The organism is Pseudomonas sp. JL27(2026) (assembly GCF_056933555.1).
Genome location: NZ_CM167794.1, coordinates 2,996,754 through 3,010,001 on the forward strand (window position 1 = coordinate 2,996,754; position 13,248 = coordinate 3,010,001).

General features: G+C 54.3%; 12 protein-coding genes and 2 pseudogenes. 8 read left to right on the top strand and 6 right to left on the bottom strand.

What is annotated here, in order from left to right; translation table 11 throughout:
• Nucleotides 1–188: 188 nt before the first annotated feature.
• Entirely contained in the window at nt 189–839 is a 651-nt protein-coding gene (locus AC1Z1G_RS13505; protein WP_483627667.1) for a hypothetical protein, read from the top strand.
• A 253-nt stretch (nt 840–1,092) separates the two neighbouring features.
• Here the strand turns inward: AC1Z1G_RS13505 and AC1Z1G_RS13510 are convergent, their stop codons facing one another.
• The gene (locus AC1Z1G_RS13510; protein WP_483627669.1) at nt 1,093–2,874 is read right to left on the bottom strand and encodes a UvrD-helicase domain-containing protein; all 1,782 of its coding nucleotides are present in this window, start codon (nt 2,872–2,874) and stop codon (nt 1,093–1,095) included.
• A complete protein-coding gene (locus AC1Z1G_RS13515; RefSeq protein WP_483627671.1) occupies nt 2,874–5,012 on the bottom strand; it encodes an AAA family ATPase in 2,139 nt (712 codons plus the stop codon). Before AC1Z1G_RS13515 ends, AC1Z1G_RS13510 begins: the two co-directional genes overlap by 1 nt.
• Nucleotides 5,013–5,369: 357 nt before the next feature.
• Between AC1Z1G_RS13515 and tnpC the strand changes: the two are divergent.
• Nucleotides 5,370–5,921 (top strand): annotated as a pseudogene (tnpC, locus tag AC1Z1G_RS13520) (IS66 family transposase); the annotation flags it as partial.
• A 172-nt stretch (nt 5,922–6,093) separates the two neighbouring features.
• Here the strand turns inward: tnpC and AC1Z1G_RS13525 are convergent.
• Complete coding sequence (locus AC1Z1G_RS13525; RefSeq protein ID WP_483627673.1) at nt 6,094–6,372, bottom strand: helix-turn-helix domain-containing protein; 279 nt, start codon at nt 6,370–6,372, stop codon at nt 6,094–6,096.
• Between the two features lie 544 nt (nt 6,373–6,916).
• On the opposite strand from AC1Z1G_RS13525, the gene AC1Z1G_RS13530 reads away from it, so the two are divergent.
• Complete coding sequence (locus AC1Z1G_RS13530) at nt 6,917–7,384, top strand: hypothetical protein (protein ID WP_483627674.1); 468 nt, start codon at nt 6,917–6,919, stop codon at nt 7,382–7,384.
• Nucleotides 7,385–7,436: 52 nt separating this feature from the next.
• Here AC1Z1G_RS13530 and AC1Z1G_RS13535 read toward each other — a convergent pair whose 3' ends face one another.
• From AC1Z1G_RS13535 to AC1Z1G_RS13545, 3 genes are all read right to left on the bottom strand, one after another.
• Nucleotides 7,437–7,799: a hypothetical protein gene (locus tag AC1Z1G_RS13535; RefSeq protein WP_483627676.1), complete on the bottom strand. Its 363-nt coding sequence runs from the start codon at nt 7,797–7,799 to the stop codon at nt 7,437–7,439.
• Between the two features lie 41 nt (nt 7,800–7,840).
• Nucleotides 7,841–8,278, bottom strand: coding sequence for a hypothetical protein (locus AC1Z1G_RS13540; protein ID WP_483627678.1), 438 nt, complete (start codon nt 8,276–8,278; stop codon nt 7,841–7,843).
• A 225-nt stretch (nt 8,279–8,503) separates the two neighbouring features.
• Nucleotides 8,504–9,514, bottom strand: coding sequence for a site-specific integrase (locus tag AC1Z1G_RS13545; protein WP_483627679.1), 1,011 nt, complete (start codon nt 9,512–9,514; stop codon nt 8,504–8,506).
• A gap of 185 nt (nt 9,515–9,699) precedes the next feature.
• Between AC1Z1G_RS13545 and AC1Z1G_RS13550 the strand changes: the two genes are divergently transcribed.
• From AC1Z1G_RS13550 to AC1Z1G_RS13570, 5 genes and pseudogenes are all read left to right on the top strand, one after another.
• A complete protein-coding gene (locus AC1Z1G_RS13550; RefSeq protein ID WP_483627680.1) occupies nt 9,700–10,734 on the top strand; it encodes a DNA-binding protein in 1,035 nt (344 codons plus the stop codon).
• A 448-nt stretch (nt 10,735–11,182) separates the two neighbouring features.
• Entirely contained in the window at nt 11,183–11,737 is a 555-nt protein-coding gene (gene rloA3, locus AC1Z1G_RS13555; RefSeq protein WP_483627681.1) for a retropepsin-like aspartic peptidase RloA3, read from the top strand.
• A 150-nt stretch (nt 11,738–11,887) separates the two neighbouring features.
• Nucleotides 11,888–12,043 (top strand): annotated as a pseudogene (locus AC1Z1G_RS13560) (histidine kinase dimerization/phospho-acceptor domain-containing protein); the annotation flags it as partial.
• On the top strand, nt 12,038–12,505 hold the full coding sequence (locus tag AC1Z1G_RS13565) for a sensor histidine kinase (RefSeq protein WP_483627847.1): 468 nt from the start codon (nt 12,038–12,040) through the stop codon (nt 12,503–12,505). The pseudogene AC1Z1G_RS13560 and the gene AC1Z1G_RS13565, both read left to right, overlap by 6 nt.
• A gap of 89 nt (nt 12,506–12,594) precedes the next feature.
• On the top strand, nt 12,595–12,987 hold the full coding sequence (locus tag AC1Z1G_RS13570; protein ID WP_483627682.1) for a YkvA family protein: 393 nt from the start codon (nt 12,595–12,597) through the stop codon (nt 12,985–12,987).
• Nucleotides 12,988–13,248: the final 261 nt, after the last annotated feature.

The window sequence follows — 13,248 nt, forward strand, 5'->3', positions numbered from 1 at the left end:
GACGCGATAATCGCCTGACAGAAAAATTCTCCAGCATAGGATCCATGCCTGATTTTCCTTGCTATCGTGCCGCTCCCGTACAATATCCAACGTAGGGTACGAACCGGACAAAGCGTGTTTCGCACCCCCAAATGTACGGGCAGATCACAAATGCTCACTCACAAGGTCGAATGGAAGGTAGCCTGGTAATGAGTTGGACTGATTGGGCGGCTGCGGCCTTCGTTGCTGTCTTGGGTGGTACTGTTGTATGGCTTATATTCATTTTCGGTGACGCTATTGATACTGCCGTCCGCCAGTCTAGGTTTTGCAAGGGTCTCCGAGGAGCTCTGGAAGCCGGTCAGCCAGGCTGGGCGGATATTTGCTTGGTTGCTTCAACTGCCGGGGTCAGCAAGCAGGTGGCATACCTTGAGCTCAGATATTTGGTCCGCGATTTGATTGTGGGTACCCAAAAAGATGATGCGAATGGAACGCGCCGTAAATTGCTTGATGCGCTGGTGGCTGAATATGAGCTTGAAGAGCCTTTCGAGGGCCTGCCCGGCGAGACACGCCTTGAGCTTGAGCGTATTCAAAAAAGCCTATCGGGACAGACGCACTTACTGCATCCATTAACGGCCCATTTCAAAGAGCTACTGAAGGCAAACGACTCGCGGAGTAAACGGCAAGGCTTCTATACCTTTGCTGGTTTCCTGTTTGGCGTCTTTGGTGCCGGCTATGGGGTCTATGTTTCGTTGTTCCCGTTGACCCCGCTCACCGCAGAGACGGTGCCTTGTAAGCCTCATGTGGAACTTGCCGAAAATCATACAAGCATTAACAGTGGGCAGGCCGGCAACAAAGAGTGAGCACCTTAAGTGCCTATCTGATGCAGCGAGAGTTTGTCGCGGAAGTACATCCGCCGGATTTTTTCCAACATTTCCATGCTGATCACCCTGTGTTCTCCTGCTCGAAAAGTGAGCGGAAGCAGTTGAACACCTGGGTCAGTTTTCAGTCGGCAGAACAGTCTTTACTGCGTCATTTTTCGGTCAGCGGCAACATCTTTGACCCCGCAGGGTTCCTCACTGCTGGAACGCCAATTGGGCACTGTGGCAGAGGATCTTAGTGAGAGTCGTAGTCAAAGCGGCAAGCAGTGAGTGATTCGGTCGGGCCATACTCACCATAACGTCCTCTGCTTCGTCCCTTTTCCGAGATCAGATGCAGGTGCTTACGAGCGCGAGAGCTCAATACATAAAGGAGTTTGTTCGCCGCAATTTGTCCATTCGGGTCATTGAAGTGCGGCACCATACCTTCCAGCAGTCCAAACGCGATGACAACGTCGAACTCGGCGCCTTTGACGCCATGGATGGTGGAAACCGTGATGCCAGTTCGTTCACGAAACACTTTCTTGAAGAATGAAACGTGATTGATGTAGCTCGCTCCGTCTTTCTGCAGCCTCTCTATTCTCGCGGCCGAGCTGCTGAAAAATGCCTCTCGGTGAGTCGAGAGCGCTGGAAAGACGTCCTGGGAAATATCGAGTCTCTTGAGCAGATCGGTGAAAGCCTGGTCCAGATAGCGGAGTCCATCCGTTTCATTAACTGTGAGCGCATTGCTCTCCCGCAGTAAGGCGCGTGGTGTTAGCCGTGTGGTGTCGACGCCAAAGCTATTGAGGTCTTTGATTACGTCGCTTGCCCAGCGCATTCGCCTAATCAGCAGTCTCGGGGAGGACTCCGTCAGCACGATTTTGGAAAGCTTGAACCAGAAGTTATCGATGTTGTTGCTGAAAGGGACAAGACCTGGGCCATCAAATTGCTGGTCGGGTAGCATCGCCACCAATTTGCGCGTCGTTGAGGCCAGCAAGACCCACTGTGGAGCGAGAACGCAGATATTTTCGGGCGTGGCGCCGTCGGAGAGGCTTGCCTGAATCAACCTGACGATCTCGTCATGCACGTCGCTTCGCGTCGCGTCCTGATTGTAGGTCACTTGGCTGGGAAACGTGGCATGTTTACCTGCGCCGTTGATACTTGTCTCATGTACCTTGTAGTTCGAAAAGTAGTTGATGATTCGCTCGCTGGACCGGTAATTGAGGCTGAGAGCCAACTCCTTGATCGGGATCCCGGCTCGGATGCGGAACTCCTCCACCGGCATCGCGTAGCCACCCAGCGTGCCGTAGATGGCCTGATTCGGATCGCCTACGATGAGCGTCTTGGTCTGTCCGCAGCCTGCACGAAGAATGGACGTCACGAGACTGTACTGAATTTGTTTGGTGTCCTGATACTCATCCACGAGGATGTGGGAAAACACTCGTGACAGCAGAACTGCGATGTGGGCTCTGTCCCGCACCAAGGTGTAGGCGTGCCAAAGAATCAGTTCGAAGTCGATCTGTCGATTTGCTGAAAGCTCATCGAAGTATGCATTCAGAACCTGTTGAATCGTAGGGTGCTTTCGACTGTCTGGACAGCCAAGCTGATAGCCCGTCTCGGTGACGTAATAATCGCAATCCCAGTGAGTGACACCTTTATATGGTGCGCATAGCCTCTCCAGTAGGCGCTCGCGATCATGCGTGTCGATGACGCGGTAACCCTGCCCCAGGTCAGAGGAATAGATGCCGTATGGTTTGAGGATCCACTCAAGGCAGAACGCATGGATCGTACCGATCCATAGGCACGAGGTGTCGACTCCCAGGTCCTCGATACGTTCTTGAATCTCATCGGCGGCGCGATGGGTGTAGGTAATGGCTACAACTATGCGCTTATCAGTACGGCGAGATAGCTCGTAGGCAATCTTGTAGGTCAAGGTGCGTGTTTTACCGCTGCCAGGGCATGCAATCAGGAAGATACTCGACGGCTCGATCACAGCCGCCGCCTGCTCAGGATTGAGGTCCTTCGGATCCCAAGTGAACATCACTGCATTTCCGCAAGGAAGTCGTTGACGGCATCCCCAGGTAGCATGAGGTCGATCGACGTTTTGAGTGTTTCCAAGTCTATATGCTCGTGTACAAAGCGATCTACGTCATACAAAAATGCTTTTTTCATCGAAGGATCCACTGGGTTGGATCCGAACCGACATTCCGCGCGATATTGGAAGACTCGGGCAAGAAGGGGGAGGGGGAACGTGCCATGTGCGAAATGAATGGCTTGCAGGATGTAGCCCGGGATCTGGACTTCGGGAGTAATGTATTCAGCGAGCAAGAGAGCGAACCATCCTTTGCCCTCCTGTTTGGCCATCGTCAACGTCCGGCTGCCCATTTGGCTCAAATGCCCCGATTGGAGCTGCTGCTTCGCTAGCTCCCTGGTGTCATCGTCCTTGTAGACTTCTGGAAGGGTTTGAACGACGGCTTCATGGTTGCCGGCAGCGACAAAGTCGACCTCGAAGGTGTGTTTGGCGTAGAAGGTTTCGAGCCATGGATTTCCCGCAGTGAATGCCGTCAAATCGGCCTGCCGTTCTAAACCGGCTTTCTGTGACCCAGCGGCTTTGGCTTTTCTCTTCGTCGTGGCTTCTATATCAGTTGCCTGAATGGTGATGTCGAAGAACGCCTGGTCCAGGTCCGTGACGATGGCGCATCGCTTTCGAATGCGCAGGTTGTGGAACAGGACGGCTACGTTTTTGAAGCCTGTACTACGAATGTTGATAACGCTGATGCCCAACTCGTCAACGCTTACCCCCAGCACTTGCTTAAGGAGGATTGGTATCAGAATTTCCTCCACATCACCCTCGACGAGTATCACGCTTTTGGCGAAGAGTAGGTTGCTACGCACTGCATCTAGGTAGCGCTGGATGCTGTTGATCTGGGCGGGCTCCAGGCCTTTGGCAGGCTGGTAGGCCTCACAGAGTGCACCGTGACGTCCCAGGATGTTGACGTTTCTTACATTGCTCACTTCGGAGATGTGAGTGGAGTGGGTGGTGTAGATGATCTGTGCGTCGCTGTACGCGATGCGGTCGAACAGAGTTTTCTGGATGTGGGTATGGATGTGCGCTTCTGGTTCCTCGATCAGGAGGAAGTTGGCCATGGCCATCTTTTCGCGCTGGTATTTGAACTCGAGCAGCTTGAGCGTCAGGTAGATGAGGTTGGCCCCGCCCAGGCTCAACTCATGAATCGCGCCTTCATACCCCTCTTCTGATTCGCCCACGAAAAGCCGAAGAGACTGGAAAAGCTTATCGGCTTCTTCCGGCAGGTCAGATTTGATCGATAGTGACGCTGGCGAGTAGGTTTCACCCGCGGCGTCCTTGATGGTCTCGCGAATATGATTACGAACCGACTGAACGTCCTCCAGATTCTCGATGGAAGTGTTGAGTTCGCGGACCATCTCGGTGATGGGCTCCATCGAGGCGGGGTTGATCTGCCCACTCTTGCTTTTGAGTAGGGTAAGCAACGGGTTCGTACGGTTGTTGTGGAATTCCGCAACGACGTCACGCAAAGCCTGGATAAAGGTCAGCGATACCTCTTTGGTAACGGAGAGAAAGCCGGGGACCTTCGACCCGATTTCCGGAAACTCCGTTTCTGATGAGAAGTCGCACAGCTCGAAATCGCCAACAAGTTCTTTGTAGACTTTTGGGTCGCTGAAGTCGGCCTCGCTTCGTCCCGTGAAAATCGTTTCGTAGTCGTTGATCGTAATCGTGCTGCGGATTTGCGCTAGCTCGTCTTCATCCCAGACATTGAGCGCAGCGAACTTAGATCGAATTTCTTTCTTCGGGCGGAAAATAAGGTTGTAGGTCGCCTTGCGAACGGTAGGCTCGTCCAGCACTGCTGCACCGTGGAGGAACAGCGCCTGCACGGATTCGTCGGTGCTGATCTCCTCAAACTCCACACTAATGATGATCCAGTGACCCTGCCATTGGCCGAGTGAGCGGCTGAAATCAGACTCTTCCAGGCGGTAAGCAGCCCGCACCATCGTATCGTCGAGTAGAAGGCGGATTGCCCGCAGGATGTTCGACTTACCGGAGCCGTTCTCTCCGATGATGGTGTTCACTCCCTTGTGAAACCGGAGAGACGTGCTCTTGAAGTTCCTGTAGTTGATCAGGGTTAGTTTGGAAATGTGCATGTTTCTCCGGCCTGCCGCTCCCTGAGCAGCCTTGTTTAATTGCAGGCGATCATAACGCACTGGATCCAATGCCACGACTGGCGTGGTGACTTGTGTGGCATGGTTTTTTGGGGGAGCTCCGACGAGACTGATGACGGTTGCTCCCTAAGGCCATTGGCAGACTTAGGCGGGCTCGAGTGTGAACAGCAACTAGCCGCCCGACTCACAGGTCTGGAGGGCCCTTAGAGGTAGCTCGAGCGTAAGCGTCCGGCCAAGTCACCTTCCGAACTCCAGCTTTAAGGGCGATGGTGTCCGCGTATTTTTAAGCGGACGCGATCACCCTTATCGCCAGGATTCCCATGCGCCAACGAAGCTCTTACCGTCGAGCAACATGTGCGTGGCAAATGGGCCTGCCGCCAGTGCGAAACACTGATCCAGGCACCGGTGCCGGCGCAGGTTATCGACAAAGGTATCCCGACCGCAGGTTTGCTCGCCCACGTCATGGTGGCCAAGTTTGCCGATCACTTGCCGCTGTACCGGCAGGAGAAAATCTTTGGCCGCGCCGGGCTGGCAATTGCGCGCTCGACCTTGGCTCAGTGGGTCGGACAAACCGGCGTGCGGCTCCAACCGCTGGTTGATGCACTGCGTGAAGCGGTGCTGAACCAAGGCGTGATTCACGCCGATGAAACACCGGTGCAAATGCTTGCCCCAGGCGAGAAAAAAACTCACCGGGCCTATGTCTGGGCCTACAGCACCACGCCGTTTTCGGCGCTCAACGCGGTGGTCTACGACTTCAGCCCAAGCCGTGCCGGCGAACATGCGCGCAACTTCCTGGGCACTTGGAACGGCAAGTTGGTCTGAGACGACTTCGCTGGCTACAAGGCCGGTTTTGAGCAAGGCATCACTGAAATCGGCTGTATGGCTCAGGCGTAAATGCCTTCCAGGTCAACGAGCTGGTCTTCAGGGATGCTGGCTTCACTCCTGACTGGCATCTTGGACTGCCCAGCCACGGTAGACATCACCAGCCTATGCTTTGACTGCCTAACACTTCTTTTGCCTTGGACGCGGGTGAACTCTTTTGGCTACCGGTGTCCTGATAGGATCAAAGCAGGACTGAAAGGTCTTTACAAACACGCTCAAGTAACTCATCCATGCCTTGGTCTGGGCATTGGAGAAGATAGGTGTGAACCAGAATGGAGAGCGGATGAACACCCATAACGGGGGCGATCTCCTGAAGCTTATCCAGCGTTGGGCTTTTAAGCCCTCTCTCCAGCGTGCTTAGGTACGTCCGGCTACTCACATCGGAAAAATCTTCTTGAGTGAGCCCATGCGTGGTCCTGAATTGCTTCAAGGCCTGACCAAAAGCCGTTTTCAACTCCATTTTGCACATCTCGCAAAATGAGTGATAAAGCCGTCTCGCATCCTTTAGGACTACAATCTATAGTGTTCATTTTGGAGGTGAGATGTTCAGAACGCACAAACAGGCGGAAATCAGCAGCTTTGATCTCTCTCAGCTCTCTGGAGAGGGGACTCGCTTATGGCGGTACGTTGAGCAAGCTCTGCACTGTCCATGGTTCTATATCTCTCGCTTTGAGTACAGCGGGGAGCTGTCGATGCGTAGAATGCTATTGACGGGAGAAGTATCCCTTATTCAAGGCTTGTTGACAGAGGAAGGAAGTACCCCCCATATGGTTGACGGTATACAGCTAGTTAGCCCCGGTTGGTTGAATGGAAGCTCCGGCTGGCGAATGGAGGAGTTAATCGGGCTCAGTGAGGCACTGGATCATAGGGGGCAACACTTAGCCTACGTATATAAACTGAATGGCGGCCATACCTACCGAGAAGGCTGTGTTCCGCAGGGACAGGTGGTGAAAAATAGAGTAATTTATAGGAAGTAAATAGGAGCTCGACTGCTGGAGATCATTATGTTCCTGGGTTGTGAGTCAGATGGCGAGTTTTTATCTCTCTTCAGAGCTTTTTACAGAAGCCCACCAAGTACCGCCTCTGTCGAACTGCTGGCTAAGCTTGCCTTGGAAGTATGGTATGGAGAACTTAAAGTTGAATGCTTAATTAAGAGCGAGCTTAGTAGTGAGTCAATAGATTCCGACCAGGCGAGGAGGGCGCTGTATTTAGTCGACCGGCTGATATCTTTTCCATGCTTAAGTGATATAAAGGCGAAATCGCTACAAAGTATTTTGACCTTGTGGGGCGATCTTAAAGATACTCCTCCATCGAAAGTTGGTCAGCAGCTTTTTATGGATTATAAGCTCGACAAGAAGGCACTTCGCTGGGGGCTTGAAGAAGATATAACTGCACAGATGAAAAGCCTGCTGAAATATCAGACTCGGCACTTTGCCGCGGCAACAGGTAAGAGAACTGGCTATTCTAGTTAGGCAATCTTGCGCGCTCGCTGCATATACCAGAGGCGATACAACTTCCTGCCATTTACCGCTTTCGTAATGGAGTCAGGATGTTCTCGACATCCAGTCCTTTCAGCAGACAGTTATGCGCAATTGTCGACAGCGCTTCATAGAGCTGGTCTCGTTGTTTTATCAAGTCGGCATTCTCCGCTTGCAGATTAGCAATACGCTCTTCGAAGCTTCTTCGCCGGCGGGCACCGTCCGGATCTCTTCCGCTTTCCTTCAGTTGTGCGATACGGGCAGACTCGATTCGCCGACCTCGCTCTCCCACTAAGGTCGCGCGGCTCGTCAGGCCTAATCGACGCTGCACTTCGGGGCGTGAGATAGGCGCGAGCTCCAAGCCTAAGCTAATCATTTGGGCGAGGAGGGCATCGATTGCCTCGTCCAAGGTGCCACCCCTCAAGGTCTGTCGTTGCGCCATGGTCGCCTCTAATCATCTGAAACCGAACTGTGCCGTTTGACGGTGTCTGCAACCGTCATGGGATGCCCATTTGGAAATACGCGCAGCACATCTGCATTGGTATCGAGTGCGAGGACGGATTTTAAATTGTTGAGCTTGTCCTCCTGATCCGCCAGCCATACATCGCTGCCTGCCTCTCCGGCGCCTGCGTCGCGCATGATGGTAATTGCCTTCATCAGATTCTTGGCTTGTTTTTCAAGGTTTGCCTTCTCCGATGGAGTGCCCATCAGATGGAGATGCGAGCAGCCATTCCAGCACTGAAGATGCTTAGGGCAGGGCGCTTGGGAGAAATCGTGGATGCAGCCTCCGAAAGGTGTCACGTGCAGCGCCGTGGCGTGTACGGCGAGGAACGCCTCTGCTGTGGTTGTCCCTTTATCTAACCGAAGTGCATGATAACTATCGGTCAAAGCGCCTTGAATGCGCTTATCTCTTATCCCCGCATGTAAGAAGTCAATGCGCTCGTGATGGCTGTTGAATGCTAAAAAATCCTGATGGGCCGCCGTACTTGGGGTTGTGCCGAGATAAAGGAAATTTAGGACATTCGTTCTGTAAGTTATTGTAATTATGGTATTTTTTATATTATTAGATTTTCGACTTAAGCCAATGCCCAGGGGCTGTCACCCCGTACCTAGCTATGGCTTGCGCCGCAGTAGCGAGCCCGCCGCGTTTTCCTCGAAGGCTTTCGCCTCCTCGATATAGCCGTGTACGGTGCCGTCGTGCCGCCAGCCACCCTGACGCTTGATCTCCAGAAAGTCCGCCCCTGCCCGATGGGCGCTGGTGGCCAGTCCACGGCGCAGACTGTGGCTGCTCATCTCGGGCACATACGCCAGCCCTGCGGCTTCGGCACGTGCCGACAGGATGGCATTCACGCTACCCTCGTGCAGCGCCACCTCGCCGAGTACTCCCCAGCGATTGATGCCTCGGAACAGTGGACCCTGCTCGATCTGAGCAGCATCCAACCAGCACCGTAGTGCCTTCGCTGGGCAGCAAATGCTGTCGCCGAACGGGATTGCTTTGTCCAATCCCTCGCCTTCCTGATCGGTCTTGGAACGCGGCAGCGTGATCCTCAGTCCTTCCCGCTCCCAGTGCAAATAGTGCACTTCCAGCATGACCAGTTCGCTACGTCGGAACGCTCCAAAATACCCCACCTGTAGCAGCGCGCTATCACGCCGCGCGGCGAGCCCTTCGAGCGTGTCCAAGTGTGAAACGATGAGTTCAAGATCCTCCAGCAGCAGGGCTTTGGCTTTTTGTCGAGGACGCCCGTTCACCCGCTCAATACCGCGCAAGGTTTTGCGCACGGTGGCAGTAGCGGCGGGATCGGGGAAACCCTGATAGCGGTGCCATTGCGACAGCGCGGTCAGACGCAGCGCCAGGGTCCGTGTGTTCAAAACGTCCGCGAAGGCCAGCAGGTAACGAATCACCGCCGCTTCATCGCACGGCAGCACGCCGCCCCAGGCCTGAAAGTGGCGGATAGCCGAGCGGTAGGTGCGTCGGGTGTTGTCGGAAGTGGCCGCTGCCAGAAAACGTTGATGTTGCTGAGCCAACTGTTCGGGTGTTGCGAGCGTACCGGGGGTACGCACCAGCGCAATCGGTTCGTCGAGCGGGACTGGGGAGACACTTTCGTCGTTATTACTGGCCGTCATCTCGAAACGCCTGCTTAGGCCGTGTGTACCATAGATTATAGAAGCAAATGTCGATCGTGATCGTCTAACCCGCGATAAGTGCCCTTATCGAGGGTGAGCTGGACGTTTCATCGAGCTTAACTATTCTGTACTTAAACCGAAGTATTACGTTGTCCATAATACGGTACGAAAAATCCGAGGTAGCGATGGCCCGCTCTGGCGTCCTCTATGTGCATGTCGCCCAAGCGGCGGCCCGGCTCGTGGCCGAAGGCCACAACCCCACGATCGACAGCATCCGTGCCGCTCTGGGCGGGACCGGCAGCAAAAGCACCCTGGCCCCCTTGTTAAAACGCTGGAAAAGCGCGCACCCCAGTACGGTGGCGCAGGCCGAACTCGGCTTGCCCGCCGAATTGGTCCTAGCGCTGAAAGGTGTGTACGAAAAAGTCCAGACGGAGGCGGCCCTGCAAGTCGAGCAGGCTGAGCAGCGGCATCAGGCCGCCATCGCGACGCTGCACGAGCAGTTGCAGCAGGCGGTTGTGGAGCAGGAAGTTCTACTCAACGTCCAGGAGCAGCAAGCCCAGGCGTTGACCGCCGCCACTACGCGCAACCAAGGGCTGGCTGAAGTCGTGCAGCGTCAGGAGGTGACCTTGGCCGGTTTGGACAGTGAAAAGCGCGGCCACGAACAGCGGCTGGTTGACCGTGGCAACGAGGTGGCTGCATTGACCCAACAATTGCAGCAAGCACGGGGGCAGTTTGAGCACTACCAGGCGTCGGTCGCTCAACAACGCGCCGACGAGCGCCAGAGCGCGGAACAACGCCAGCAGCGCCTGGAACACGAATTGACCGAACTCCGGCAACGACTGCTTGTTCAGCAAACTCAGCTGGGTGAATTGCAGGCACAGGAGCAGCGTCAGTCGCAAGACAACGAACACCTACAGAGCTCCCTGCTCACAGCTCAGGAAGCGCTCACCCAAAGCCGCCGCGGGTATGAGCACGTAACGCATCAACTGACCGAGTTGAAACAGAACCATCAGACGCTGGAACAGCGCCATGAGCAAAGCGAACAGTGTTTGGCTGAGATGCAGATCAACCTGGCCGTGACCAAGCGAGAGCGAAACCTCCTGGCGGAGCGCTTAACCCACACTGAAACCCGATTGACCGAGTTGGCCACAGAAAAACAGGGCCTCCTACAAAACAATGCGGTGCTCTCCAGTCAACTTGTGCAGCTCAGGACCCTATAACCGAACCTGCCATCTTCTTCATGAAACCCGGCCCAACGATGAGGCGAACGGATTTAGAGTATTCGCTGTCTAGTCAAATCCTTGTCGGTCAATTTGCAGGGACTGGCGAAATTGCGTCAACCCGCGCGCCAGAAGCACCAGCAGCATAGCCGCCCACTGGGTATGTGTCGGCCATGCCTGGGGATAGACAAACACCTCGATGATCGTTGTCATACCAAGCATGACCCCAGCTGCAGGGCGTGTCGCCAGACCGAGCACCAGCAGCACAGACGCCGTTAGTTAGATCGACACAGCGATGTAAGCCGCGAATTCCGGCGGCAAGATCGGCAAGCGGTATCCGCCTGTGAACAATTTCATGGTCGTAAATGATGACTATCCGAAACGGTGTTAACGGGTTCTTGACAGTGCTTGACGCAGACTGAGTCATCGAATTCTGGAGGAAACTGGCATGGCTCGTTCAATCAAAAAATGGCTTGCTGCAGGCGTCCTTGGGCTACTACTGACACAACCCGCTTTCTCTGCGTCGGCGACTCAAAGCCCGGCGAAGGTATTTGGATGGGTTGAGGAAGGGGTGTTGGTGCCTGAGAACATCTCGGTGAAGATCAAGCTCGACACGGGGGCATTGACCTCCTCTTTGGACGCCAAGGATCTTGAGCCGTTTGAGAAAAACGGTGAAAGGTGGGTTCGATTCAATGTCGAGGTTAAAGACACTGAAACGGGAAAACAGGTCAGTACGCCCTTTGAACGTAAGGTCGAGCGCAGAGTCAAGATTCGAGGTGCTGGTGGTGAAGAGCGGCGGCCTGTCGTGTTGATGAGTATCTGTATTGGCGACCAAATCTATCACGAGCAGTTTTCACTGAAGAATCGAGGCAAGATGAATTATCCCGTGCTTATCGGGCGGCGCACTTTGGAAAACCTGGGGGCAGTGGATGTCTCACGTACCTTCACCATTGAGCCTAAATGCAGCAGCGATGCAGCCTCCAACTCAGGCGTAAGGCATTAGATGCTGCGAGGACGATTCACCGAGTCTGTAGCTCTGCGAGTGCCCTGTCTGGAGTAGGTAAATAGGCCAATCCATGCGAATTTTGATCATTGAAGACAACCCAGACATCGTGGCCAACCTGTACAGCGGGAACGTTGGTTCACCGCCGACGTCAGTCATGAGTTGCGAACCCCTCTTACGATCATGCTGGGTGCGGCGGAAGTCCTCACCAGTCGCCTGCAAGACCGTCCAGATCTTCTCGTGATGACTGAGCGCATCAGGCGTAACGCTGCTGAAACCGCGCAACAGGTCGGAGCGTTATTGCAGTTTGCGCGAGCCCCGGAAAGTACAGACCATGTCTTAGTCGATCTGAGACCGCTGATTGAGCATGAAGTGGCGCGCTGCCAGCCATTGCTGCGAGGCAAACCTCTGGAGTTCAGACTTATTGCCAGCGAGGACGTGACGGTCAAGGCGATTCCTGAACTGGTCACTATCGCGGTGAGCAACCTGCTACGTAATGCTTGTCAGCACACGGAGCACGGCATCATCACCATCTACTTGAATGCATCTCAAATTGTCGTAGAAGACAGCGGTACGGGGTTACCCGATGCGGTACATGCCCGCCTCTTTGATCGGTTTGTTCGAGGCGATGATGATTTCACGGGCGGTTCGGGCTTGGGCCTATCCATCGTCAAACGCGTTGTAGATCACCAGGGATGGGGTATCCGACACGAGCCCAACCCGAATGGTGGTAGCCGCTTCTCCTTGGAACTTCCCGATGGTGTGTGATTTTCCGGAGACCGTAAAACTGATGCACCACATACAGGTTGAACCGTCAGAAATCAGCCTGCACTCTCTACGATAGGCAAGAGCACCAAATGAAAGGCATCCTCGAACAACTACGTCGCTGGGCCAAGAATCTCAAGCGTCAAACCATGGTTCTCTGGTTTTGTTATCAGCATCCACAAACCCCATGGCTGCCCAAGTGGATTTCAGTTTTTGTCGTGGCCTATGCGTTGAGCCCAATCGACCTCATTCCCGATTTCATTCCGGTACTCGGGTATCTGGACGACGTCATCATATTGCCGCTTGGTATTCTGCTTGCAATCCGACTGATGCCACCGCCTGTGCTTGAGGCGTGCCAGCTAAAGGCAAGTGAGTGGGAAAAAAATCAGGTGAAACGTCCAGTGAATAAAGTAGCTGCTGTGCTCATTGTTCTGGTTTGGGGGGCAGTCCTAGCGGGCGTTTGGTTCGCTTACAAACGCTACTAAGTAGAAGAGCTTTGCCTTGCGCGGTCTCTCCTTGGTTCCGATGAGTAAAGGAGAAAATATGAGTAGCGAAAGTCCACAGATCAACGCTGAGCGGCGCACGATCTGGGCGTTGGGCTTTCCTGTTCATGGATCTGTCGTCTGAGCTGTGCGCGCTTGAGTTGCTGACGCACTTTGGCCTCAGTCAACGTCGATTGCAGCCCCTCAAGTTCGGCTTCGATACCTGCTGGGCGAGATGTGTGCAGTGAAGAGTCTTGCTGTGCA

Coding starts and splice junctions, on each gene's coding strand:
- AC1Z1G_RS13505 (WP_483627667.1), top strand. CDS start 189: ATGAGTTGGACTGATTGGGCGGCTGCGGCCTTCGTTGCTGTCTTGGGT.
- AC1Z1G_RS13510 (WP_483627669.1), bottom strand. CDS start 2,874: ATGTTCACTTGGGATCCGAAGGACCTCAATCCTGAGCAGGCGGCGGCT.
- AC1Z1G_RS13515 (WP_483627671.1), bottom strand. CDS start 5,012: ATGCACATTTCCAAACTAACCCTGATCAACTACAGGAACTTCAAGAGC.
- AC1Z1G_RS13525 (WP_483627673.1), bottom strand. CDS start 6,372: ATGGAGTTGAAAACGGCTTTTGGTCAGGCCTTGAAGCAATTCAGGACC.
- AC1Z1G_RS13530 (WP_483627674.1), top strand. CDS start 6,917: ATGTTCCTGGGTTGTGAGTCAGATGGCGAGTTTTTATCTCTCTTCAGA.
- AC1Z1G_RS13545 (WP_483627679.1), bottom strand. CDS start 9,514: ATGACGGCCAGTAATAACGACGAAAGTGTCTCCCCAGTCCCGCTCGAC.
- AC1Z1G_RS13550 (WP_483627680.1), top strand. CDS start 9,700: ATGGCCCGCTCTGGCGTCCTCTATGTGCATGTCGCCCAAGCGGCGGCC.
- rloA3 (WP_483627681.1), top strand. CDS start 11,183: ATGGCTCGTTCAATCAAAAAATGGCTTGCTGCAGGCGTCCTTGGGCTA.
- AC1Z1G_RS13570 (WP_483627682.1), top strand. CDS start 12,595: ATGAAAGGCATCCTCGAACAACTACGTCGCTGGGCCAAGAATCTCAAG.